General features: G+C 67.8%; 21 protein-coding genes, 1 tRNA gene and 1 pseudogene. 9 read left to right on the top strand and 14 right to left on the bottom strand.

Annotated elements, in window-relative coordinates; genetic code table 11:
- The first annotated feature begins 38 nt into the window (after positions 1 to 38).
- The 4 genes from tenA to AB0J62_RS06805 all read left to right on the top strand — a co-directional run bounded on the left by tenA (position 39) and on the right by AB0J62_RS06805 (position 3,760).
- Positions 39 to 701: a thiaminase II gene (gene tenA / locus AB0J62_RS06820; protein ID WP_363865232.1), complete on the top strand. Its 663-nt coding sequence runs from the start codon at positions 39 to 41 to the stop codon at positions 699 to 701.
- Positions 698 to 2,245 (top strand): NAD(P)/FAD-dependent oxidoreductase, encoded by a 1,548-nt coding sequence (locus AB0J62_RS06815; RefSeq protein WP_363865230.1) that lies wholly within the window; start codon positions 698 to 700, stop codon positions 2,243 to 2,245. Before tenA ends, AB0J62_RS06815 begins: the two co-directional genes overlap by 4 nt.
- Before the next feature lie 59 nt (positions 2,246 to 2,304).
- A tRNA-Lys gene (locus tag AB0J62_RS06810) sits at positions 2,305 to 2,377 on the top strand.
- A 747-nt stretch (positions 2,378 to 3,124) separates the two neighbouring features.
- Positions 3,125 to 3,760, top strand: a complete 636-nt coding sequence (locus AB0J62_RS06805) for a DUF4241 domain-containing protein (RefSeq protein WP_363865228.1) — start codon at positions 3,125 to 3,127, stop codon at positions 3,758 to 3,760.
- A gap of 377 nt (positions 3,761 to 4,137) precedes the next feature.
- On the opposite strand, the gene AB0J62_RS06800 is transcribed toward AB0J62_RS06805, so the two are convergent.
- Together AB0J62_RS06800 and AB0J62_RS06795 are read right to left on the bottom strand one after the other, a co-directional pair.
- Positions 4,138 to 6,390, bottom strand: a complete 2,253-nt coding sequence (locus AB0J62_RS06800; RefSeq protein ID WP_363865226.1) for a N,N-dimethylformamidase beta subunit family domain-containing protein — start codon at positions 6,388 to 6,390, stop codon at positions 4,138 to 4,140.
- Between the two features lie 378 nt (positions 6,391 to 6,768).
- Positions 6,769 to 6,909 (bottom strand): hypothetical protein, encoded by a 141-nt coding sequence (locus AB0J62_RS06795; protein ID WP_363865224.1) that lies wholly within the window; start codon positions 6,907 to 6,909, stop codon positions 6,769 to 6,771.
- A gap of 211 nt (positions 6,910 to 7,120) precedes the next feature.
- Between AB0J62_RS06795 and AB0J62_RS06790 the strand changes: the two genes are divergently transcribed.
- Both AB0J62_RS06790 and AB0J62_RS06785 read left to right on the top strand, forming a co-directional pair.
- On the top strand, positions 7,121 to 7,282 hold the full coding sequence (locus tag AB0J62_RS06790) for a hypothetical protein (protein ID WP_363865222.1): 162 nt from the start codon (positions 7,121 to 7,123) through the stop codon (positions 7,280 to 7,282).
- 14 nt (positions 7,283 to 7,296) lie between these two features.
- Positions 7,297 to 8,565 (top strand): hypothetical protein, encoded by a 1,269-nt coding sequence (locus tag AB0J62_RS06785; RefSeq protein WP_363865220.1) that lies wholly within the window; start codon positions 7,297 to 7,299, stop codon positions 8,563 to 8,565.
- Positions 8,566 to 8,762: 197 nt separating this feature from the next.
- On the opposite strand, the gene AB0J62_RS06780 is transcribed toward AB0J62_RS06785, so the two are convergent.
- From AB0J62_RS06780 to AB0J62_RS06765, 4 genes are all read right to left on the bottom strand, one after another.
- The gene (locus tag AB0J62_RS06780; protein WP_363865218.1) at positions 8,763 to 10,391 is read right to left on the bottom strand and encodes a glycoside hydrolase family 13 protein; all 1,629 of its coding nucleotides are present in this window, start codon (positions 10,389 to 10,391) and stop codon (positions 8,763 to 8,765) included.
- A gap of 138 nt (positions 10,392 to 10,529) precedes the next feature.
- Positions 10,530 to 11,213: a response regulator transcription factor gene (locus tag AB0J62_RS06775; RefSeq protein WP_363865216.1), complete on the bottom strand. Its 684-nt coding sequence runs from the start codon at positions 11,211 to 11,213 to the stop codon at positions 10,530 to 10,532.
- 15 nt (positions 11,214 to 11,228) lie between these two features.
- Positions 11,229 to 11,594 (bottom strand): response regulator, encoded by a 366-nt coding sequence (locus AB0J62_RS06770; RefSeq protein ID WP_363865214.1) that lies wholly within the window; start codon positions 11,592 to 11,594, stop codon positions 11,229 to 11,231.
- A gap of 123 nt (positions 11,595 to 11,717) precedes the next feature.
- Complete coding sequence (locus AB0J62_RS06765; protein WP_363865212.1) at positions 11,718 to 13,199, bottom strand: DUF4118 domain-containing protein; 1,482 nt, start codon at positions 13,197 to 13,199, stop codon at positions 11,718 to 11,720.
- Between the two features lie 122 nt (positions 13,200 to 13,321).
- Between AB0J62_RS06765 and AB0J62_RS06760 the strand changes: the two genes are divergently transcribed.
- Both AB0J62_RS06760 and AB0J62_RS06755 read left to right on the top strand, forming a co-directional pair.
- A complete protein-coding gene (locus AB0J62_RS06760) occupies positions 13,322 to 14,008 on the top strand; it encodes a GAF and ANTAR domain-containing protein (protein ID WP_363865210.1) in 687 nt (228 codons plus the stop codon).
- 131 nt (positions 14,009 to 14,139) lie between these two features.
- On the top strand, positions 14,140 to 14,358 hold the full coding sequence (locus AB0J62_RS06755) for a hypothetical protein (RefSeq protein WP_363865208.1): 219 nt from the start codon (positions 14,140 to 14,142) through the stop codon (positions 14,356 to 14,358).
- Between the two features lie 42 nt (positions 14,359 to 14,400).
- Here the strand turns inward: AB0J62_RS06755 and AB0J62_RS06750 are convergent, their stop codons facing one another.
- The 3 genes and pseudogenes from AB0J62_RS06750 to AB0J62_RS06740 all read right to left on the bottom strand — a co-directional run bounded on the left by AB0J62_RS06750 (position 14,401) and on the right by AB0J62_RS06740 (position 17,042).
- On the bottom strand, positions 14,401 to 15,003 hold the full coding sequence (locus AB0J62_RS06750) for a TetR/AcrR family transcriptional regulator (protein WP_363865206.1): 603 nt from the start codon (positions 15,001 to 15,003) through the stop codon (positions 14,401 to 14,403).
- A gap of 244 nt (positions 15,004 to 15,247) precedes the next feature.
- A pseudogene (locus tag AB0J62_RS06745) lies at positions 15,248 to 15,823 on the bottom strand (alpha/beta hydrolase); the annotation flags it as partial.
- A gap of 223 nt (positions 15,824 to 16,046) precedes the next feature.
- Positions 16,047 to 17,042 carry an NADP-dependent oxidoreductase gene (locus AB0J62_RS06740; protein WP_363865204.1) on the bottom strand — a complete coding sequence of 332 codons (996 nt, stop codon included), beginning with the start codon at positions 17,040 to 17,042 and terminating at the stop codon, positions 16,047 to 16,049.
- Between the two features lie 229 nt (positions 17,043 to 17,271).
- Here AB0J62_RS06740 and AB0J62_RS06735 point away from each other — a divergent pair, with 229 nt between their 5' ends.
- A complete protein-coding gene (locus tag AB0J62_RS06735; protein ID WP_363865202.1) occupies positions 17,272 to 17,754 on the top strand; it encodes a peroxiredoxin family protein in 483 nt (160 codons plus the stop codon).
- 107 nt (positions 17,755 to 17,861) lie between these two features.
- Here AB0J62_RS06735 and AB0J62_RS06730 read toward each other — a convergent pair whose 3' ends face one another.
- From AB0J62_RS06730 to AB0J62_RS06710, 5 genes are all read right to left on the bottom strand, one after another.
- Positions 17,862 to 18,149 (bottom strand): hypothetical protein, encoded by a 288-nt coding sequence (locus tag AB0J62_RS06730; RefSeq protein WP_363865200.1) that lies wholly within the window; start codon positions 18,147 to 18,149, stop codon positions 17,862 to 17,864.
- Positions 18,150 to 18,163: 14 nt separating this feature from the next.
- Positions 18,164 to 19,609: an NAD(P)/FAD-dependent oxidoreductase gene (locus AB0J62_RS06725; protein WP_363865198.1), complete on the bottom strand. Its 1,446-nt coding sequence runs from the start codon at positions 19,607 to 19,609 to the stop codon at positions 18,164 to 18,166.
- A 77-nt stretch (positions 19,610 to 19,686) separates the two neighbouring features.
- The gene (locus AB0J62_RS06720) at positions 19,687 to 22,413 is read right to left on the bottom strand and encodes an AAA family ATPase (RefSeq protein WP_363865196.1); all 2,727 of its coding nucleotides are present in this window, start codon (positions 22,411 to 22,413) and stop codon (positions 19,687 to 19,689) included.
- Between the two features lie 141 nt (positions 22,414 to 22,554).
- A complete protein-coding gene (locus AB0J62_RS06715; protein WP_363865194.1) occupies positions 22,555 to 23,331 on the bottom strand; it encodes a ferredoxin reductase in 777 nt (258 codons plus the stop codon).
- Between the two features lie 49 nt (positions 23,332 to 23,380).
- A partial coding sequence (locus AB0J62_RS06710; protein ID WP_363865192.1) for a TOBE domain-containing protein occupies positions 23,381 to 23,890 on the bottom strand: 510 nt, incomplete at its 5' end.

Below are 23,890 nucleotides of genomic sequence, written 5' to 3'. Positions count from 1 at the left end.
TGGATAAGGTCGGTCGCAGTCAACGGCGAGGAGTTGGGATGACGTTTTCCGGCGAGCTGTGGGACCGCGGTGCCGTCTCCGTGTACGACCAGATAGTCCGGCACCCGTTCATCACCGGCCTGACCGACGGGACCCTCGACCACGACGCGTTCCGGTACTTCATCATTCAGGACAGCCACTACCTGCGGGCGTACTCACGGGCGCTCAGCCTGGTCGCGGGGCGCGCCCCGGATGAGGACGCTGTCAGCATGTTCGCGCTGCACGCCGCCAATGCCATCGCGGTCGAGCGCGAGCTGCATACGTCGCTGCTGGAGTCACTGGGAATCACCGCCGAGGACGTCGACGCAGCCGGCTCCGGTCCGACCACAACGGCGTACATGTCGTATCTGACGGCTGTGTGCGCCACCGGCACGTACGCCGAGGCCGTGGCCGCCGTACTGCCCTGCTACTGGATCTACCGCGACGTCGGGCGGGAGCTGCTCAAGCGGTCTTCACCGGACCCGCTGTACCGCCGGTGGATCGAGACGTACGGCTCGGAGGAGTTCGACGCGGTCGTCGAGCAGGTGCTCGCCGTGACAGACGGACTGGACGTGGGAGCCGCGGAGCGGGACCGTTGTCATCAGCACTTCGCGATGACGTGCCGCTACGAATGGATGTTCTGGGACGCCGCTTATCACGAGCTCGATTGGCCGGTGGGATGAAGGACTTCTACGACGTCGTCATAGTCGGCGGGGGGCACAACGGCCTCGTCGCCGCCACGTATCTGGCCCAGTCCGGGCTGTCCACCCTCGTCCTGGAGCAGCAGGCGCACACCGGCGGCGCAGCCGTCAGCGAGCGCGTGTTCCCGGGTGTGGACGCCCGCCTGTCCCGGTACTCGTATCTGGTCAGCCTGCTGCCCGACAAGGTCGTTGCCGACCTCGGCCTCGGTCTGGATCTCCGCTCGCGCTCGGTCGCGTCGTACACGCCGGTACGCCGGTCTGGCCGCGACGTCGGCCTGATGGTGGAACGACCGGAGGGTGCGGTCACCCGTGAGTCGTTCCGGGCGCTGACCGGCGGCGACACGGAGTACGAGGCCTGGGCGGACTTCTACGGATCGGTCAGCTCGCTGGCCGAGGCTGTCGCACCCACACTGCTCGAACCGCTCCAGACCGCGGATGACATGCGTGCCCGTGTCGACGGTGCGCTCTGGGACGAGCTGGTAGAGCGCCCGCTGGGCGAGGCCATCGAACGGCGTTTCGCCGACGACACCGTCCGTGGAGTCGTCGCGACGGACGGCGTCATCGGCACCTTCGCCGGACTGCACGACAAGTCGCTGATCCAGAACCGCTGCTTCCTTTACCACCTCATCGGCAACGGCACTGGTGAGTGGCGGGTGCCTGTCGGCGGCATGGGCGCGGTCACCGACGCACTGGCCGCCGCGGCCCGGCGCGCAGGTGCCGCACTCGTCACCAACTCGTCAGTGACCGCTATCGAGGTGGACGGCGTACGCGGCTCGGTCACGTGGCTCGGCGGCGACGGTGAGCGGTCCGTGGACTGCTCCTGGGTGCTGTCGAACGTCGCACCGTCGACGCTGGCTGCGCTGCGTGGCCATACCGGCGTGGAGAAGCCGGAGGGGTCGCAGCTGAAGATCAACCTCCTGCTGCGTCGTCTGCCGGCCCTGAAGACCGGCGACGACCCGGCGCGGGCGTTCGCCGGCACGTTCCACATCGATGAGGACTACAGCCAGCTCGAGTCGGCGTACCAGTCCGCACTGCAGGGTGAGCTGCCGGCCGTGCCGCCGTCCGAGGTCTACTGCCACTCGCTCACCGATCCGACCATCCTGTCCCCCGAACTGATTGCCTCCGGCCACCAGACCCTGACGGTCTTCGGCGTCCACTTCCCGGCCCGATTGTTTGCCTCAGACAACGATGCCGTCCGCACCGAAGCCACCCGCCGGGTCCTGGCCGGCCTCGAGTCGTACCTCGCCGAGCCGCTCGAGGACTGCATCGCCCGCGACGCCGACGGCAACCTCTGCATCGAGGCCAAATCGCCGTACGACATCGAAGCATCCGTCGGCATGCCCGGCGGCCACATCTTCCACGGCGACCTCCAATGGCCCTGGGTCACCGACGCCTCCGAAGCCGGCCGCTGGGGCACCGAAACCGACGCCGCCAACCTCCTGATCTGCGGCTCCGGCGCCCGCCGCGGCGGCGCCGTCTCCGGCCTCGGCGGCCACAACGCCGCCATGACCATCCTCACCCGCTAACCGATTTCGCTTCTCCCCCACAGCCCTGCTACGATCCTCTTCGTTCGAAAGCAAGAAATGCGCCGCTAGCTCAATTGGCAGAGCAGCTGACTCTTAATCAGCGGGTTCGGGGTTCGAGTCCCTGGCGGCGCACAACAGCCCAGGCCACGCGAGTGGCTTGGGCTTCTTGCTGTCTACAGGTCACCTCTTACTCACCTCTTTGCCCCGACAGCGATTGCCACGCCTTCGATCTCGCGCCTGCGCGTCCGCCATTTGAGCCTTCATCTGACCGCGACTGTGCGTCACATCACATCGCTTCGCATCGTTGCCAACTTCTCGGCTTCACCGGACCCAGACGCGTTGAGCAGCCAACCATCAGACCGGTTGGAGGCATGAGATGTCGAGACCACCGCTGCCCATCGGAGCCTGGGGGAGCATCTCCACCAAGGTCATCGAAACGGATAAGAATGGCAGGCCCACCAAGCAGCGACCGCAGGCGAAGTTCCGCGACCATGACGGCACGTCCGCAACGTCACCGCTGTCAGCACATCGATCCAGGCCCCGCGGCCCAGCTCGGTCCGCGTCAGCCCGTCAAACGAGCCCAAGGCAGGATCCTCGAAAGCATCCAGCAACCCTGATGCGCAGGCTCGTGTAGAGGCTTTCATCGCCGACTTCCATCACGGGTGGGAGCGCGCGGTACGGGCCCCGACGGAGCTGTCCTTCGACTCGAGCCTCTCGGAGGCGTGGCTAGCTGAACTGGCTCACCTGGTCGACTCCCACTGTCTGCCCGGCACGCAGACAGGCGAAGAGGGAGTCCTGTCCAGCCGGCCGGCCCACAGTCCTACGAGCGAGGCCGTCACGCAGGTCATCGGTCACGATGACCACGCAATCGTGCGCTCGGTGGCAGAGCAGGGGACGCAACGCAGGTACTCCGAATACCGACTCGTGATTCTCGACGGGCAGTGGCGCATCGATCGGGTTATGTCGTTCGTTGATCCGCCGGGAGCACCACTGATCGACGAGAGCGAAGCACAACGGTTGCTGACCGCAGCGCGGACCGAAGGACCCCTTGACCCGATCGACCCCGACCTCGAGCTGAACATCCCGAGCCTGTTCGCAGCCGGTCGTGAGGTCGCCCCGTTCGGCACCTCGGCGAACCTCAGCGCGCATCGACTCGGGGACATCTCCTGCCAGTCAGGTGTCCTGACCGCCCGCGACTTCAGCTACAACGGATTCGACCTCGAACCGCTCGCCCGGCGAGTGCCGGCCGGAACGTACCCGGTTGAGGTCGCCACGGTGGACAAGGCGAACGTGGCGCTGCGCCTGCGGCTCTCAGACCTTCCCGTTGCCACCTGGCACGCCGCCCAACGGACAAATGGAACACACATCATCGGCGTGGACTACGCCAACGTGGCAATCCTCGACCTGGCGGACCTTGTCGCTGCGAGGCACAGCGGGCCGACGAGTTGTTCGTCCAGCAGGCCGAACAGCTGGAAGCAGCTCCGGGTACAGCCTTCAGTCTCCTCGGCGATGTGACCGATTCGGTCATGGCCAGCAGCGGCTACGGCGATGGCGCCTACCCGTGCTACTGGGGTGTCGCCTCCGACGGCACCTTGGTCGCTCTCGTGGTCGACTTCCTCGTCCTCACCGAGGACAAGCAATTGACCGTGACGGCGGCTTCACGGTGTACCGCCGCGGAGGACGGATTCGCAGGATCCGGGCGCTCGGCCCGGACAACGCGTGGACCGAGGCTACCGGCACCTCTAGCGCTCGCCCGAGGCCGGCGTCGCCATCGCGGTGCGCGCTCACGCCTGAGAGGGCGGGACGCGGCAGCTGGCACAGCCGATCAGGCTTGGGCTTGCCCCGGCCGCAAGGTCGGCCGGGGCGTGTGCATGGGACCTGAGATCCGTCTATCAGGGTTGGGTGTTGGTGTGCAGCGTCTGCTTCGGTACGACGACCCGTATCGCCGCGGCTGTGGTGTCGGCAGGTACGTCGATCGCTCCTCGCGAGACCCATTCCGTAACGTTGCCGACGATCGTCGCGACTGCTTTCTGAGAGTTCACGTCCGGAGCCGGAACGGCCCAGTTGGACGGGCAGCGTCGTACCAGGAAGCAGCCGTAGGCGAAGGTGGAGCCGTTCACGACCCGAGCGCCTGATGGTGCTGTGTAGGCCGTGGCATTCATCGGCACACCTCGGCCGTTCGAGTGACACGTCCCGGTTCCGCTGGCGATTGTCGCCAGCCCGGGCTGCTTGTACAGATCCGGCCAGACGTAGTCGACCTCGCCGGCAATGAAGCCGGGCAGCGTAGTGCCAGTCGGTACGCCGCTGAACATCCAGCTACTCCCGGTGGTCATGGTGTTTCCGAGCACCGGACAGATGTAGTCCGCGCCCAACAGTGCTTGCGACGCATAGGCATCGCCCTGGTACCGCCAGGTCGTGGAGTTGTAGCCATCGGTGTAGCGATCGATATCCCACGCACGCCTGGAGCCGTCCGTGTAGGTAATCAGCCGGTACGCCGTGTTGGCGCCGAGGTTGGCGACATTCACGCCCTTGCTGATGGCCTGACTCAGTGCGGCACGCATCCGCAACGAGTAGTACTCGTCGTGGCCGGGCAGGAAGATCGTTCCGGCACGCGATGACAGTTGGCCGCCGTACTGGTCCAGGTCGTTGTCGGTCCAATAGGTGACGTCCAGTCCCTTCGACTCTGCCCAGAACACCAGTCCCTGCTCGAGCGACAGGTACTGTCCGGAGCCCTGGCCCTCGTTGTACGGGCGGTCGAACGTCAGCCGGCCCGAACCCGTGTCCACCCCGGTGTAGAAGCTCACGCCGCCGTAACTGTTGTACGCCTGCCACGTGGCGTTGGCTTGCTGGATCAGCAGGTCGTGCTTCGTACCGGTGTCGTCGCGGACCGTCAGTGGCGCATACGAGGCATACGTCCCGTCGCTGACCTTGATCAGATACGTGCCCGGCACCCAGGTGTTGTCCACGGGGATGCTCAGTGTCTTCGTCCAATTCGCAGCCGTCGTCATCCGCAACGGCTTGCCGTCGACCGACGTACCTCCGGTCGTCGGAGCCTCCTGGACCACAGTCGGTACGTCGTCCTGACGCCAGATCTCACGTGCCCCGAGTCCGCCGTAGTAGCCCATCCGATAGGCGACGACGCTCACTGGATTGCCGGAGCTGACCTTGAGGTCCACCGTGTCGCCGCAGGTGGCCGACACCTCGGTCAGGTACGCCGCCAGCGGGCCGTCCATGCTGGTGGGGATCACCCACTCACCCGTGCCGGCCTTCGCGTTCTCGGCGCTCGTCGTCGGCCAACTGTCCGGGCATCCGGCCGGAGCCGCGGCGAAGCCGGCCGCCTCGAGGACGGGCATCGGGGCGGGTGGCGCAATGAACGAGATGCTTGCGCTGCCGGAACTCAGGACGGTTCCGGTCGATGTTGTCGCGGACACGCTCAGCGTCATCGTGCCGCCGTACTTGGACAGCAGGACTCCGTTCACCGGGATCGCCAGCCGCGCGCCCGCTGCGACGTTGATGGCGGCCTTCGGCTTCCAAGTCGCGTAACCGCCGCCGAGGCTGAGCGTCCCGTTGATCGTGCTCAGGGTGCCCGTTGAGTTGGTCGGCAACTGCATCCGGACCGCGCCCAGAGCGCCGGCTTTGGTGACAGTGCTCTGGTACGTCAGGTTCGTCGTCTGAGCGGGAATCGGGTTGGTCGCCTTGACCGCCACCGATGCGGTGTACGTCCGTAGCGGCTGCAAGACCCCGGCACCGGACGTCAGTGTCGCCCCAGTCGTACCGACCGTCTTGAAGCCCAGCGTCCACGGACCCCCGGCCGGCAGCCGCAACCCGTACATCGGAATCGCAAGCTTGGCGCCGACGGCCACGTTCGTGGTCCGGCTCGGCCGCCACCGCAAGACCGTCGACGACGCCGAGCTGACCGTGCCGTTGATCGATGTCACGCGTCCGGTCGTCCCAGCCGGAATCGCCATCGTGATCTCACGAATCGTCCCGGCCTTCAGCACCGTCGCGCGGTACGTCAGGGTCGTCGTCCCGTTCGACGCCTGTGTGGCGGTAATGGTGATACTCGCAGCAGCCGCGTCAGCCGCACGATTGAAGAACACCACCGCTGCCGCCGCAACCACCAACGCGGCCACGGCAGCAAGCACCTTGCGAAGCATGATCCCCCCAGGTCGAACGAGATTTCCCCGGAGCGAGAATACGGATCTCTTGCCCCATTCAGTGAAAATGTTGCCGATCAGCAACCAAACCGGCCCATACCTGAACCGTCTGCAACCACCCGACTCCACTGCGTTCAACTCCTAGCGGGCGGGATTAGCTGCCGCGGGGGTACATGCGTGCATCAGCGATCTACGGGCGCGGCACATCGACGCTCCAAAGTCGGGCGGATCCGGCGCACCCCGAGCGACACCGGCGAAGACAGAAAGAGTTGTATCGTTCGAAATGCCGCCGGCGCAACCCCGCTGCATGTTCCTGCAATCAAAGGAAGCCCTTACTTGCAAGGGAAAACGCTGATGTGGTAGCAGTCATTGACCGAACCGCAGCCCCGTCTCGTCGGGCTTCAGCGCGACGCCGTTGCGTTCCAGTAGTCGACGGAGCTCAGAGATCCGATCCACCTTCGCATCCATCCATCGCCGCAACGCCACATGCGCTTCGCGCTGACTCACCTCATGTAGCGAACCGGTGACACCTTCCAATGGCACTCATCCGGCCATGGCGCCTTCTCTGGCAGTCCGGGGCCCAACGCCTCGAACACCGCTCGTACCGGATCCAGTCCCGCCTTCAAGCCAGCCTGGAAGGTGTCCAAATTGCTAGAGAGATCGCCACCACCAAGCCACGTCCCACGGACGCCTTGAACTCGAGTGCCGAACGCAGCCATTGCTTCATGCCGTCCTCACCGGACTGCAGTCCATCGAGGGCGGTGGCGCCAGCTACACCGTCGTACTGGCGGCCGCGGTCCTCGTATCGTTGCCGACAGCATTGTTGTTCCTGGTGGCTCAGCGCTCCTTCGCCAAGGGCCTGGCGCTGGGCCGGTACTGACCCCGAGGAAGCTGATGAGCGACGGCGCAGCGCGTGTGCTGGAAGAGAACTGGACCGGACACTCGACGGTTCCTTCGCGGTCGTTGTATCCGCATCAGTGGAGTTGGGACTCGGCGTTCATAGCCATCGGGCTACGCCATGTGTCGGTCGGCCGCGCGCGGACCGAGCTGGAATCGCTGATGCGGGCGCAGTGGCCGGACGGGCGTGTTCCGCACATTGCGTTCTCGCCGAGCGTGCCGCGGGACGCCTATTTCCCCGGTCCCGACTTCTGGCAGGCCCGGTTGGCTGACGGGACCGAGACCTCGGGGATCGTCCAGCCTCCGATCCACGCCCTCGCGGCGTGGCTCACGTACCAGGCCGATCCCGCCTCGACGGGGTTCTTGGAGCGGATCTACCCGCGGCTGGTGGCGTGGCACGGGTACCTGCGCGATCGCCGTACGCACGAAGACGGCGGACTGGTCGCGATCGTGCACCCGTGGGAATCCGGCATGGACAACAGTCCCGCATGGGACCTGCCACTCCAGCGGGTCACACCCGCGCCGGCCGGATCCTTCACCAGGCGCGACACCGACCACGCCGCGGGCGCCGACCGGCCGACCGACCTCGACTACGGGCGCTACGTCCAGCTCGCGGCGACGTACCGCGACCATGGGTACGACGACCGCGAGACACCGCAAGCCTTCGTCGTCGAGGATCCTTGTTTCAACGCGTTGCTGATCTCCTCCGAGCACGCGCTGGCCGAGATCGCCGGGGTCCTCGGTCACGACCCCGCCCCGCATCGCCGGTACGCCGCCGCCCTCACCGAGACGCTGGTCGGGCGGTTGTTCGGGGACGGCATATTCCGCTCGCGCGACGTACAGACGGGAGATCTCGTTCCGTCGGACACCGTTGCCGGCCTGATCCCGCTCATCGTGCCGGAGCTGCCGGTCGCCGACGAGCTCCTCGCCACGGCGCTCGGGCCGCGGTTCCGGCTCGGCGAGACCCGGCTCATACCCAGCTACAGCCTCACCGCCACCGACTTCGACCCCGGCCGTTATTGGCGCGGTCCGAGCTGGTTCAACACAGCCTGGCTCATCCACCGTGGCCTCGTCGGTCTGAACCAGACGAACCTCGCCCAGACTCTTCGAGCCGACTTCCTCGCCCTCGCGGAGTCCACCGACTACGCCGAATACATCGACCCCTTCACGGGCACGCCCCACGGAGCCCAGAACTTCAGCTGGACCGCAGCGCTTGCCCTCGACCTCGAGGCGATCAGCGCAAGCGTCGATCCGCGACCTCGGTAGCTGCGTTCGACGACGCTTGCTTGGCTCGGGCGATGTCCGGGTCCCTGGGGTCGAGCGGGAGTGCAGCGTCGTCGTCGTACCGTCTGTCTTTTCTTCGAGTGACTTTGGTTATCCGAATCTGTCGCATCGGAACTCCTTGGAAGGGCAGGCCTGGCGCCGAGGTGTTGGAGGGGTTCTCAAGACGCCAGGCCCGCCTGCTAGGTGGGGGTCGACGGCGACAGCAGGTACCACGCCGCGCTGTTGGGCGGGAGTTTGTCGCCCGCTTCCTGGTGACTCGCGAGCAGTAGTTCGCCGTCGACCGGCGGAGCGACCACTCTCGACGAGCAGTTGACGACGCAGCAGAAACCGTCGCCGCGGGTGAAGGCCAGTACGCCGGGTTCGGTCGCCAGCCAATCGAAGTCGTTCGAAGCCAGTGCCGGGAGCCGCCGGCGTACGCCAAGTGCCTCGCGGTACAGATGCAGCATCGATTCGCCCCGGCTCAGCTGATGGTCCACAGCATGCGTGGCGAACCAGTCAGGCTGCGGCAGCCACGGATCTGACCAGGAGAAGCCGAACGCGTCCTGGCCGGCCGACCAGGGCAAGGGAATCCGGCAGCCGTCCCGGCCCCGCCGTGCCCCGTTGCTGCGGTGGAACATCGGATCGGTCAGCACACTGTCCGGCAGATCCGTGACCTCCGGCAGACCGAGCTCCTCGCCTTGATAGAGGTACGCCGCTCCCGGCAGCGCGAGCATCAGCAGCACACTCGCCCGCGCACGTGCGGTCCCGAGATCGAGGTCCCCGGCGTGTGCGCCCGGGGCCCCACCGCCGTAGCGGGTGACGGATCTCGGCATGTCGTGGTTGTTCAGCACCCAGGCGACCGAGGAGCCGGCGTCCTGGATCGTGTCCAGCCCGCGGTCGACGACGTCGGAGAGAATCTGCGCATCCCAGTGCGCGCGCAGGAACTCGAAGTAGAAGGTCTGATGCAGTTCGTCCGGCCGCTGGTACAGCGCGAGTTGCCGGGTATCCAGTACGCCGACCTCGCCGATCAGCACACGTTCGCGGCCGGTGAAGGCCGAGTATCCATCGGCGATCTGCCGCCAACGGCGCCAGACGTCGTGCACCTCGGGCTGGTTCCACGCGTACGGGTTGAGCGGGTCGCCGGTGAGCTCGTCGTCGATCGCCTGCCCGTGGTCCGGCAGTCCGGCCGCCTTGTGCAACCCGTGCGCCACGTCGATGCGGACGCCGTCGACGCCGCGCTCGAGCCAGAATCGCAGTACCTGCTCGAAGTACGCCGCCACGTCCGGGTGGCGCCAGTTGAAGTCGGCCTGCTCCGGCGCGAAGCTGTGCAGGTACCACTGGCCGTCGGGAACCTGTTGCCAGGCCGGGCCGCCGAAGACGGAGCGCCAGTTGTTGGGCGGTTCCTCGCCCCGGCCGTCGGCGAAGTGGAATCGCTCGCGCTCGGGGCTGCCCGGGCCTGCGGCCAGCGCCGCCGCGAACCAGGGATGCTCGATCGAGCAGTGGTTCGGGACAAGATCGATGAGGACCTTGATGTCATGCTGGTGCGCGTCCTGAACCAGATGGTCGAAACCGTCGAGGGTGCCGTAGCGGGGATCGACCGAGAAGTAGTCGGAGACGTCGTACCCGTGGTCGTGCTGCGGTGAGGGGTAGAACGGGTTGAGCCAGATGCCGTCCACTCCCAGGGCCCCCAGGTACGGGAGCTTCGCGCGGACGCCGGCCAGATCACCGACACCGTCGCCGTCGGAGTCGTGGAAGCTGCGCAGGTAGACCTGGTAGATGACGGCGGTCCGCCACCAGTCGGCTCCGGGCCGGGGCCTTGTCGTGAACATCGCGATCGGTCCCTCTGGTCGTTCCCCAGGCCGCTGATCTCATCAATACGATCCGCTATCGGAGGGCGGGCGTCAGCATGGCCAGCGTCCAGACGGGCTACCCGCTAACCGGAATCCTGGCGGCTGGCTGACGGGTACTCAGTGGGCGTCGAGATAGCGGACCACAGCCAGCACCCGGCGATGGTCGTCGCTGGTCTCGGGGAGGCGCAGCTTGGCGAAGACATGCCGGACATGCTTCTCCACAGTCGCTTCGGTCACCCACAGCCGGCGTGCGATGCCCGAGTTGGAGCGACCCTCGGCCATCAGTGCGAGTACTTCGTGCTCTCGTGGACTGAGCTCGGCGAGCGGGTCGTCGGCCCGGCGGGCGTCGACCAGTTCCTGGACCAGGGCAGGGTCCATCACCGAGCCACCTCTGAGGATCCGCTCCATCGTCTCGATGAAGTCGCCCACATCCGTCACCCGGCTCTTCAGGAGGTAGCCGATCCGCTGGCCGGACGCGAGCAGCTCCATGGCGTGCTCGACCTCGGCGTGGGCCGACAGGACGAGGATCCCGGTGGTCGGGAACTCGCGCCGGATCTCCCGGGCCGCGTCCAGCCCTTCGGTGCTGTGCGTCGGCGGCATCCGGATGTCCACCACGACCAGGTCGGGCGAAAGGTCCCGCACCAGCGGGAGGATCCACACACTGTCGCCGGTCTGTCCGACGACCTCGAACCCCGACTGCTCGAGGAGGCTGGCCAGCCCCTGGCGCAGCAGTACGTCGTCCTCGGCCAGCAGGACGCGGGTGCGTGTCGCACCGCCATCGACGGCCGAGTCGATCGTCATCTCCTCACGGTAGACCTACCTGCCGTCGAGGATCCGGCGAAGAGCCACACCCGACAACGCTGTCTTGGACAGCAGAGCCGCGGCCGGCACGCTCTCGACCAGATCGATCAGGTCCTCCGCCGCGTGGGTGGAGATCAGAACGACCTGCGCGGGGTCCACCGTCGTCTCGGTCTGGATCCGCCGGGCCAGGTCGAGGCCGCTCTCGCTGCCGAGGTTCACATCGACGAGTACGACGTCGGCCTCGGCGTCGGCCAGTCGCGCCAACGCCTCGTCGATCGTCGAGGCGACTCCGACCACGGTGACCCCGTCACTTTCGAGGCGGGACCGGGCGGCGTCCAGGAAGTCAGTGCTGTCGTCGACGATGAAGCAGCGCAACCCCATGGCTCCAGAATCACGCGGCGGGGGCCCCGGCGCATTCCAGCTAACGCGACTCTCTGTGCAATCGAGCTGTGCAATCGACCTGCGCAATCGAACTGTGCGATCGAGCGTTGGCTCCGGCGGACGTCAGCTGCCGGTCAGCGGGAACTCAGCGGTCAAGGTGGTACCAGCGCCGCGGCGACTGTCAAGATTCAGCCGGCCGCCCAGTGCTTCCACCCGGTCGCGGAGGCCGAGCAGCCCGGTGCCCCGGCTGAAGTCCGCGCCGCCTTGCCCGTTGTCGCGGATCTCGACGCGGAGCGCGTCGCCGGTGATGTCGGTGGTGACCGCGACCAGCGAGGCGTGCGAGTGTTTCGCCGCGTTGGTCAGAGCCTCGGACACGACGTAGTAGGCGCTCGCCTCGAGCCGCTCCGACAGCCGCGGCTCCGCGCGGAGTGTCAGGCGGATGGGGATCGTCGACCGGCGGCCCAGCGACTTCAGTGCCGGGCTGAGGCCGCCCTCGGCGAGGACCGCCGGATGGATTCCGCGCGCCGTCTCGCGGAGCTCGTCCAGGGCATCGGTCAGTCCGCTGTGTACCTGGTCCAGCTCCGCGTTCAGCTCGGGCAGCTCGGGCGGCACTTTCGTCTGGGCCGTCTGCAGTCGGAGCGCGAGTGAGACGAGCCGCTGCTGTGCGCCGTCATGCAGATTGCGCTCGATCTGGCGGCGCGTCCGGTCGGCGGTGACCACCACGCGGGCGCGGGATGCCATCAGTTCGGCCCGGGCCTCCGCGTTCTCGATCGCGGTGGCGACGAGCTCGGTGAAGCCCGCGATCTGTGCCTCGGTCGCGGCCGGGAAGGGTATGTCGTTGGTCTTGGAGGCGGCGACGACACCCCAGAGCCGGCCGCCCACGGTGATCGGGCAGCCGATCGAGGAACGGATTCCGAGGGCCTGCGCCTCCTGCGCGATCGCGCCCGATGCACCGGCGAAGCTGTCCAACCGGATCGGTCCGGCGTGGCGTCGTACCTCACGGGCGATGCTCAGGCCGTCGAGATCGAACCGCTCGCCGACGGCCAGATGGGCGGGCACCCGGCTCCAGGCCGCGACTCCGGTGACCGTCCCGTCCGGTTCGTACCGCTCCATCCGCGCGAGATCGGCGTCGCAGAGTCGCCCCACCTCCTCGGTCACGGCTGTGAACAGGACACTCGGCGCCACCCCTTGAGCCACCTGAGTTGCGACCCGCCGGAGCCCGGATTGTTCGTTCGACAGCCGTTGGGCCTCCAGCGCCGCCCGCCGTAGCCGAGCCGCAAGCTCGCCCACGACCACCGCCGTCACGAGAAACACACCCAAGCCGATCGCGTCCTGGGCGTCGGCAAGCACGAGGGAGTGCAGCGGGCTGATGAAGAAGTACGCGTACGCCCACACGCTGAGCACGGCCGTGACGACAGCGAGTGGCGTACCCCAGACGATCGCGATGGGCAGTACCGCGAGCAGATAGAGCACCAGCAGGCTGAGTGTCGGGACGTGGGGCTCGCCGAGCTTGATGAGCCCGGTCACGGCAGCGACCAGCAGACCGGCCGCGAGCAGTCCAGTCAGCCGGCGGGCAACCGCAGAGCTCGTCCAGCGCCGCTCCATCCCACCACACTTTCCCCTGGACGAACGCTAACCGATAGGCCCGCGGGACGGGATAGATTCGAGTGCGCGGGCTGAAGGTTTCCTGGGTGCTTGTCAGGCCCAATGACGAGAGGGCACTGGTTGTGGAGATATCGCAGCTGTTCGAAGCGATGGAGAAGGTGGCTGCATCGCTGCGGTTCCCGCTCGATGGGGTCGACGCGGTGCGGATGATCACCTGGAGCGCGGCCGACACCATTCCCTCGATCGATCACGCGAGCGTTTCGCTGACCACCAGAACCGGCGAGATCCAGACGCTGGCCCCCACGGATGCGATCGCGGCACGCGCCGATGTGCTGCAGTACGAGCTGCACCAGGGCCCCTGCCTGGACGCCGCGATCGAGGAACCGATCGTGCAGGTCAACGACCTCCGCGACGACCCGCGCTGGCCGGTGTTCGGCCCCAAGGCCGCGGATCTCGGCCTGCGAGCACAGGTGGCTTTCCAGTTCCGGGCCGACCCGCACGTGCGCGGAGCGCTGAATCTGTACGCCAACCAGCCGCACAGCATCGGCCAGGATGACCGGCTCCTGGGTCTGATGTTCGCGAACCTGGCCGCGGTCGCGCTGGGCTGGAGCCGACACGCAACCAGCCCGGCGATTGTCCTGGACCCGCGAGAAGAAATCGGCCGAGCGGTCGGCATCGTCATGGAGCGCTACCAGGTGGATCCGGAGCGCGCGTTCGCCTTCCTGGTCCGGATCTCCCAGAGCGAGAACATCAAGCTCCGAGAGGTCGCCGCGAAGCTGGTGGCAGATACCGCACCTGAACCGAACTGATACATGACCTACAGTGGAACAACCGCCGGGTGACCGTCGAAGCCGGAACAGGCGAGTCACCCGCAGCCGCACCACGAAGGCAGACCTGCATCAGCCCGCCCAGCCGAGAAGGGCCTTGAAGGACGTCTCGCATGGATGCTGAAGACGACGGACTCTCCGAGCCATTCGGGGACTGGACCCACCCGGCACTCCTCCTCGGAATCGCCGAAGGAATCCTGATGAGCCGGTACCAGATCCCCGGCCACGTCGCGAACGCCTTGCTCCGATCGTGCGCGGCAACCGTGGATCTCCCACTGGTCCAGGTCGCCGACTGGCTCATCAGCACCGGCCGCCTTCCCCAACCCGCCTGACCACCGCCGTCGAGACGCCCGTCGGACCCGGCCCCCTCGGAATCATCTCGGCAGCAGGACCCGGACCTGGTCTCTGATCTCCTGCACGATGTCGCCGACCGGGTTGTCGATGTTGATCGTCGCCGCCATGCTGACGAACATGATCGCGGAGACGACGTGCGCGAGCGTCGCCGCGTCGCCGGCGCTGGTGCGCCCGTCCCGCTGCAGCACGTCGGCGATCGCCTTCTCGGTCTGCACGGTCAGGGCGAGCGCGTCGCGGTGGTAGGGCTCTTCGGGGTCGCCGAAGACAATCTCGCGCAGATAGGTCCGCCCGTTGTCGACCTGTTTGCGGTTGCATTCCACGACCGGCCGGATGATCGCCATGACGGCGTCGAGCACGTCGGGGATGCTCTCGGCCGCCGACCTGCCTTGCGCGAGGGCATCGGCGTACGTGGAGTTCTGCACGAGCAGGAGGAGCTCGCCCTTGGTCTTCGCGTAGAGGAACAGGGTGCCCGTTCCGATGTCGGCCTTGTCGGCGATCTCCTGGGTGGTGACCTCGTCGACGCCGCGCTCGGCGAACAGGTCCCGGGCAGCGGCAGTGATGCGTTCGAGCTTCTCCTGCTTGTTCCGTTCGCGCCGTCCGACCGGTCGGGAGTCGAGTGGCATGGCTGCCGTCCTTGTCTGCTGTACGGGCTCCGGCTGTGCGGGCTCGAATGTGCCGGCCCTCATTCTTCCACGGTGACGAGCGGGACCCTTGTCCCGCGGAGCGCGCGCCTCGCGTGCTTGGGCTGTTCGGATGGTCAGGGCGCGAGGAACTCGGCCGCGGCAGGCGCGAACGTCTCGTGTACTGGAAGATGCCGCCGTGCCCGGAGTCGGGGTAGATGATCAGCCGGCTGTTCTTGATGCGTCGGTGCAGGTCCTCGGACAGGATCGACGGCACCATGCGGTCGTTGTCGCCGTTAGCGATCAGGGTGGGTTGGGTGATCTTCGAGAGGTCCTCGGGGGCGGAACGGCCCCACTTCTTGATCGCCTTCAGCTGGGTCTGGAACGCCCTTACGCTGATCGGCGCGTCGCGGTCGACGGTGCGCTCCTCGAGCCGGTTGACGAATGCGCGCGCGGCCGGCTTGCCGGTGGCGTTGCGGTTGAAGAACAGGAACTCCTTGGGATCGGACCGGGTCAGGGTGGCGCGCAGGATGTCGTAGTAGGTGATGCGGTCGACCTTGTCCATGTCTTTGCCGCCCCGCGGGCCGGTGCCGGTGAGGACGAGCTTGCGGACGAGCTCGGGGTGCTTCACCACGAGGGCCTGGGCGATCATGCCGCCGAGCGAGAAGGAGAAGATGTCGACCTTGTCGAACCCCAGCGCCGTGATGAAGGTGTAGGCGTCGTCAGCCATCGCCTCGACGCTGTCCGGCACGCGGCCCGTCGACGCCCCGACTCCACGGTTGTCGAAGGCGATGACGTGGCGGCCCTTCGCGATGGCGTCGATGATCCGGGGGTCCCAGTTGTCGAGGGTCGCGGCCAGGTGGACGAAGAAGACGACAGGGATCCCGCCCTTCGGCCCGAGTTCGCGGTACGCGTAGGTGACGCCGCCGGCATCGACGGTGCGGCCGGGGGCGTCTTTGTACGCCGTGATGGAGCTGTCGTGTAAGTGCCTGCTGGTGTTATGGTGTTCTCCTGTTTTCTGGTTGATGACTGATGAGATGGGTGTGTCACGGCCCGGTGATGACGGCCTTGCCGCGGATGCCGCCGACTTCCAGCGACTGCACCGCCTGAACGGTCTGGTCGAAGTCGAAGACCCGTCCGACGACAGGCCGCAGTACGCCGTCGTCGACCAGCGCGGTGATCTGGCGAAGCTGATCGCCGCTGGCATGCATGAAGAGGAACTCGTACGTCACGCCGAGGCGCCGGGCCTGGCGGCGGATACGGCTGCTCAGGGCGGTCATCGCCAGCCGTAGCAGCGGGTTCGCGCCGAGCTCGCGGGCGAACGCCGCGTCGGGAGGCCCGGCGATACCGATCACCTTCCCGCCGGGGCGGAGGACGCGGAGCGACTTCTCGAGGTTCTTGCCGCCGAGGCTGTCCAGGACCAGGTCGTATCCGGCGAGGAGCTGTTCGAAGTCCTGGCTGCGGTAGTCGACGACGACGTCCGCCCCGAGCTCGCGCACAAAGTCGGCGTTGCCGGCACTGACCGTGGTGGCGACCATGGCGCCGAGGTACTTCGCGAGCTGGATTGCGACCGAGCCGACTCCGCCCGCGCCGGCATGGATGAGGATCCGTTGCCCCGGCCGAAGGTTGCCGCGCTCGACGAGCGCCTGCCACGCGGTCAGGGCCACGAGTGGCACCGAGGCCGCTTCCTCGAAGCTGACCGACACCGGCTTCGGCGCCAGGTCGGCCTCGGCGACCGCGATACGCTCCGCGAACGTTCCGATGCGGTTCTTGTCGGGCCGGCCGTACACCTCGTCGCCGAGCCTGAACCCCCGCACCTTCGCGCCGACACCGACCACCGTTCCGGCGACGTCGTTGCCGAGGATCTGCGGCAGCTTGTACGGGAGGATCTGCCGGAACTCACCGGCCCGGATCTTCTCGTCGAGCATGTTGACCCCGGCAGCCCGGACCTGGACAAGCACGTCATGCTCGCCGACCACAGGCTCGGGAACGTCCGCCTCCTGCAACGGCCCCTTGTACCGACTGACGACGAACGCTCGCATGACGCCTTTCCTTCTCGTTCCGATGACGCGAGTTAATCTGAGTAGACTCAATAATGAGTCCACTCAGTAAGGATGTCAAGGGCGAGCCACCAGAGGGTGGTCATCCGGTTCGAACGGCCGGTGGTGGGCCGGGGTAGAGACTGGGCACCTGCCGGAAGCGCTGCGGTGCCGTGGTTCGAAGACTGAGGGAGTACGGCGAGCAACCACCCACTCGACAGGAGTCCTGCTGATGCCTCTGCTTCATCCCGGAGATCGGTTCCCGGATCTGACCTTCGCTGTGCCCGGCGGTGAGAAGGTCACCGTCCCGGCACTGTTCGACGGCGGATTCGGCGTGATGCTGTTCTACCGAGGGTCCTGGTGCCCGTACTGCAACACGCAACTGCGAGCCTTCCAGCGTGCGACGAGCTCGCTGGACGAGGTCGGGGTGCGCGTGGCGGCGCTGTCGGTCGATGACGAGGCGACCACTGCCGAGCTGATCGCCAGGCACAAGCTCGCCTTCCCGGTCGGCTTCGGGGCCGACGCAGCGGCGGTCGCCGACCTCACCGGGGCGTTCGTGAATCCCGACCCGCAGTATCTGCAGTCCACCGGATTCGTCCTCGATCCCGACGGCAAGGTCGTCGTCAGCGTCTACTCCAGCGGGGCGATCGGCCGGCTCGTTCCGGAAGACGTCGCCGGGCTGGTCCGCTATCTGCAGGAACACCCGACCGCCTGAAACCGAGGCCCCGGCCAAACGCCGGGGCCTTCGCCTGCTACCGCTCGTACCACCCGTCGACGCGCGATCCCGCAGTGTCGACTGCCTGCTGTTGCTCAGCGGCTCCGTTATCGCTTCCCCTTGCGCTGCACGGCAAATCCCAGCTGGCCGAGCACCTTCACCGCTCCTGCCTTGCCGCCTTCGAATTCGGCCGACGTGAGCCGGCGTCCGGTCGCAAGCTCGAATGCCGTGCCCAGGATCGCTTTCGGCGGATACGTCCGCCCGTCACGGACCAGCTCGTACGTCGTCGTCGGCGCGAAGCCGTGCGCGGCGAAGAACGGCTCGGCACCCAGCCGGTCGTACTCGTCCATCGCCCGCTCGACCTCCGCCGGCGTCACCTGTCCCCAATCGATCATGCGCGCACGCTCCCTCAGCCTCGGTACGCTTCGAGGAGGCGCAACCACACCTCGCTGATGGTCGGGAACGACGGGACCGCATGCCACAACCGGTCGATCGAGACCTGGGCCGCGACCGCCACCGTCGCAGAGTGCAGGAGCTCGGTGACGCCAGGACCGACGAACGTGACGCCGAGCAGCGTCCGGGTGTCCTCGTCCACGACCATGCGGGCGCGGCCACGGTACCCGTCGGCGTACAGCTTGGCGCCGATCACGACGTCACCGATCTCGACGTCGACCACGCGAGTCCGGAAGCCGTCCACCTCCGCACGGGCCGCGGTCCGCCCGACCGACGCCGCCTCGGGCGTCGTGAACACGACCTGCGGTACGGCGGCCGCGTCCGCGCTGGTCACGTGCGGCCCCCAACTCGCCAGGTCGAGCGGCCGGTCGACAGCCTGGTCGACGATGGCCTGGCCTGCGATCCGGGCCTGGTACTTGCCTTGGTGAGTCAGCAGCGCGCGGTGGTTCACGTCACCGAGCGCGTACAACCAACCGTCGTCGACACCGCGGACCCGGCAGGTGTCGTCCACCTCGAGCCACGTGCCGGACGGCAGCCCGACCGTTTCCAGACCGATGTCGCCGGTCAGCGGGATACGCCCGATCGCGAAGAGCACCTCGTCGGCCTCGACCTTGTCACCGTTGTCGAGCGCGACCGTCACCGGTCCGGCGTCGGCCGGGCGGCGCAGCGACTCGACGATCGACGCCGTACGCACCGTCACACCGGCGACGGTCAGCCCCTCGGCCACCAGCTCGCCTGCGAACGGCTCCATCTGGGTCAGCAGCCGGTGCTCGCGCGCGATCAAGGTGACCTCGGCTCCCAGGCCGTTCCATGCCGTCGCCATCTCGACGCCTACCGGGCCACCGCCGACGACCACCAGCCGGCCCGGGACGACGCTGCTGTCGGTCGCATGCCGGTTTGTCCACGGCCGCGCCTCGGCGATTCCCGGCAGGTCCGGTGCCGCGGCGATACTTCCGGTGCAGATGGCCACCGCCTGCCGTGCCGTCAGAATGAGCACCCGGTCGTCGGCCGTCGTCACCGCGACGCGGCGTGGGCCGTCGAGCCGGCCGTGCCCGCGAATCAGTGTCGCGCCGATGCTGCCGACCCAGTCCGCCTGACCGGAGTCGTCCCAGCCAGTGACGTACCGGTCGCGGCGACCGAAGACACCCTTGGCGTCGATCGATCCCGTCACTGCCTCGCGCGCGCCGTCGACCTCGGTCGCCTCCGCGATCGCGACCACCGGACGCAACATCGCCTTGCTCGGGATGCAGGCCCAGTACGAGCATTCGCCGCCGACGAGCTCGCGCTCCACCACCGCCACCGTCAGGCCACCGGCTCGCGCACGGTCGGCCAGTGTCTGGCCGATCGGACCGGCACCGATTACAACAACGTCGAACTCCTGGGTTTCCTCTGCACTGGTCACAGCAGCGACTGTCCGCCGCAAGCCCCGGTGACCGCTTCTGTCAGATCCCCGGTATCGGGCACTGGTAGGTCCCGGGATCAGCTGGAGCCCGGCAGCTGCTCGTGCCGTAGTTGCCGGCGTGACGTCAGCTGGAGCTTCGCGAACACCTTGCCCAAGTGCCACTCGACGGTCCGCGGGCTGAGGAACAGCCGAGCGGCGATCTCAGCGTTGGACAAACCGTCCGCGACCAGCCGGGCGACCTGCGCCTCCTGCGCCGTCAGCAGGTCCGGAGTCGAGGTGCCCGCGGCGATCGGCACCGGACCACCCGCTGCCCTCAGCTCGCCGGCGGATCGCTCCGCGAACGCCTGCATCCCCATCCGGTTGAACTGTTCGTACGCCGTCCGCAGCTGCTCCCGCGCCTCCGTCACGCGGTTCGCCCGGCGGAGCCACTCGCCGAACAGCAGGTGACTGCGGGCGAGCTCGCCGTGGATCCGCGTCTGCGAGAGGTGCTCGATGGCCGTCCGGTACTGCGCTTCCGCATCGTCGTCGACAGCCAGCAACGCGCGGCAGCGGGCTTCGATCCCAAGCCCCCAGGCGGTACGCGTGGCCTGGGTCGTCTCGGCCAGCCGTTCGCAGGCCGCTTCGGCTTCGGCATGACGGCCGAGTCGCACCGCCGCCTCCGCCAGCTCGGCCAGGACGGCCCACGGCTCCACGCCCATGACCGGCGGCCGTTGCGCGGCCTTCGTCGCCTCCTCGTATGCCTCCTGGTACTGCCCGAGGCTGTTGTTCAGCACAGCGGCGGCCGTTCCGGTCAGGATCAGACCGAAACTCTCGCCACGACGATGCGCCTCGCTCACCGCCCGGACGATCAACGCCCGGGCGCGCTGCTCCTGTCCTTGCCACGCTGCCAGCAGCAAAGCGCCGTACGGAGCCATGGGCAGCCTGGTCACCTCGTTCACTGCGTCGAGCTCGGTCTGCAGTCCGGCGGCTCGGTCGAGCTCGCCGGTCATGACGTGCGCGCCCATCCGGACGCTGAGCGCGAGCGGGAGAGTCGCCATCGCTCCGAGCGCCCGCGCCAGGTCCAGGTGACGCTGGTTGTCGAGCGTCTGCTCGTTCCAGAGATTGCCCGCCACGATGTGCGCGAGCCAGAACCAGCGCATGGACTCAGCCGTGAGCGTCACGTCCTGGAACGCCGCCAGTGCCTCCGTCAGCAGCGGAACCGCGGCCGCATAGCCGTCCGTGAAGCGCACCGCCAGCCCGTCGAGCAGCAGGTCCGTGGCACCCGGAGCGGTCGGCCGGACCGCGTTCCGGGCTGCCTCTGCAACCTCGGCGAGGCTCTTCGCCGACCCGCCGTCGGCGAACATCGCCGCGAACATCGCATCGAGGTACGTCTCACGAGCCTTCGCCGGGTCGATCGTCTCCAGCTGGCGCGCTGCCCGCAGCAGCAGCGGTGGCGCCTCGACGCCGCGATTGGCGGTGAAGGCGATCTGCGCCCGGAGCACATCGACCTCCGCCCGCGTCCGCTCGTCGAGGCGGCCTGTCTCCGCGACCAGCAGCAGCCGCAACGCGTCCTCGGAACGACCGGCCTGGTGGAAGGCCCGGGCCGCCGCGATCGCCCGTCGGGTACGGCGCGACGACCCGCCGGTCAGCTCAACCGCTCGCGACAGGAAGGCGGCTGCGGCGATCAGACCGCCGCGGCGCTGAGCCCTGGCCGCCGATTCCTCGAGTTCGCCGGCGACATCCTCGTCCGGCCCGATCACCGACTGCGACCGGTGCCAGGCGCGTCGCTCGGGGTCGGCACCCGGATCGGTGACTGCCGCAAGGGCCGCATGTGCCTGGCGGACCTCCTCCGGTGCGGCCGAACGGTAGACAGCCGACCGGACCAGCGGATGCCGGAACCGGATCCGCGTCCCCATCCGTACCAGGCCGGACGCCTCCGCCGGTCCGGCGGCCGGCAGACCGATGCCGAGCGACTCCGCGGCACGCCACGTCAGCAGCGCGTCACCCAATGGCTCCGCCGCAGCGATCACCAAGAGCCGCCGGGAGTCCGCGGGGAGTTCGTCCAGGGCGCGAATGTACGTCTCCTCGACCGACCGCGGCACGAGCTCCGACGCCGGCAGGCCGAACCCGCCGGCCAGCTGGGCCGGATCCAGCGTCCGCGGCGCCTCGAGCAGTGCGAGCGGAATTCCCCGTGACTCGGCGACGATCTGGTCGAGTACCCGCTCGTCCGCTGGACCAGGCAACACCGTACGCAGCAGCTCGCGCGCGTCATCGTCGTCCAGCCCTCCGAGCGCCAACTGCGGGATACCCGCGAAATCCTTGGCCCCGTCGCAGTCACGCGCCGCGAACACCATCGCGATCCGCTCGGCCACCATCCGCCGGGCAACGAACGTCAGGGCCTGCAGCGACGCGGTGTCGAACCACTGAGCGTCGTCGACGATGCAGACCAACGGCTGTCTGGTCGCCGCCTCGGCCAGCAGGCTCAAGGTGCCGAGTCCGATCAGGAACGGGTCGGGAGGCGGTCCGGTCCGCAGCCCGAAGGCGGTCGACAGCGCGTTGCGCTGTGGTTCCGGCAGAACCTCGAGTCCGTCCAGGAATGGCCGGCAGATCTGGTGCAGGCCCGCGAAGGCCAGCTCCTGCTCGGCCTCGAGGCCGGACACCGATGCCACCCGGCAGTCGGACAGCTGCCGCACGAAATGGTCGAGCAATGCGGTCTTGCCCACGCCGGGCTCCCCGCACACGACCAGGCTGCGGCTACGACCAGCGCGAACAGCATCGAGAAGGCTGTTGAGCAGCCGATTCTCATCCTGCCGATCGTGCAACACGCTGCGGAGTTTACGTCGCCGACTGCCCGTATTCCCTGGGTGAACCGCATCCCGGCCGCGGACCGGCCACACGGCTAGCCACTGGCTGGTAAGCACCGGGTCATCCACGGGGCGACCTGGTCCACGCGGCCCGCGACTGTCTCAGGTCAGTCCCCCGGAGTCGACGCGCGTCACCCCCGTTCCGCCGAAGCGTTCGGTCCGGATCCGGAGCGGATCATGGCCCAAGGCAACTAAAAGGTCAGCTGCCGTCTCGACGAAGCCGGTCGGTCCGCAGATGTAGGTCAAGGGCCGGTCCGTGGCCGGCCAGCCGGTCTCCGTCAGCAGCTCGCCGTCGACCCGCCGCCGGTACCCGCGCCAGCCGCCGGCCGGCTCCCGGGTCAGCGTGACCGAGATGTCGAACAGGTCGTACGCGGCGATCTCCATCAACTCGTCGCGATAGATCAGCAGGTCCAGCGATCGAGCCGAGCACAGCACCCGCACCGGCACCCGGCTGCCGGCAGCCCGGTGGTGCCGCAGCATCGCCCGGAGCGGGACGAGCCCCGATCCGCCTGCCACCAGGAACAACGGGCCGCCGAGCTTGTCACCCCAGACGAAGTACCCGCCGACCGGGCCGCGGAGTTCGAGCTCGTCCCCCACCCGTACCTCGTCGACGAGGTACGGCGAGACCTCGCCGTTCTCGATCCGCTCGACGGTCAGCGCGACGTACTCGTCCTCAGGCGCCGACGCGATCGAGTAGCTGCGTTCGGCCTGGTACCCGTCGGGCGCGGTGAGCCGCACATCTACGTGCTGCCCGGCACGATGCGTGGTCCACTCGGGTACGGCGATCTTGATCGTCCGGGCCTCCGTCGTTTCCTGGACCGCTTCGACGACAGTTCCGGTCTGCCAGCTCAATCGCCGCTGTGGCGCTGTTCTTTCCACGGGTCTCCGTAGTTGTGGTAGTCCAACGGGCCGAGGCCCCAACTCCTGCTCAGGCGGTCAAGCGCTCCTCGGTGGAGGTGGAGAACAGGTGCAGCTTGTCGGGGTCGGGTGCGAGGTAGACCTCGGTGCCCTTGTCGTTGTGCAGACGAGTGCCGATGCGGGCGATGATCTGCTGGTTCTCGGCGTGGTCCGCCGACCCGTACAGGAACGCGTCGGAGCCGAGTTCCTCGATCACCGAGACCTTGACCGGCAGCCCCTGGTCGGAGATGTGCAGCGCTTCGGGACGGACGCCGAGGGTGAGGGTCTTGTCGTCGCCGGCCTTGGCGAGCAGGTCGCGGGCGATCGGGACGACATAGTCGCCGATCTTGGCGCCGCCGTCGACGATCTGGGCGGTGATCAGGTTCATCGCAGGCGACCCGATGAAGCCGGCGACGAACTTGTTGCGGGGCCGGTCGTAGAGGTTCAGCGGGGTGTCGACCTGCTGCAGGACGCCGTCCTTGAGGACCGCGACCCGGTCGCCCATGGTCATGGCCTCGACCTGGTCGTGGGTGACGTAGAC

The organism is Kribbella sp. NPDC049584 (assembly GCF_040675555.1).
In the GTDB taxonomy this organism is placed as follows: Bacteria; Actinomycetota; Actinomycetes; order Propionibacteriales; family Kribbellaceae; genus Kribbella.
The sequence above is the reverse complement of the archived record's forward strand: the minus strand, read 5'-3'. Positions and strand labels throughout refer to the sequence as shown.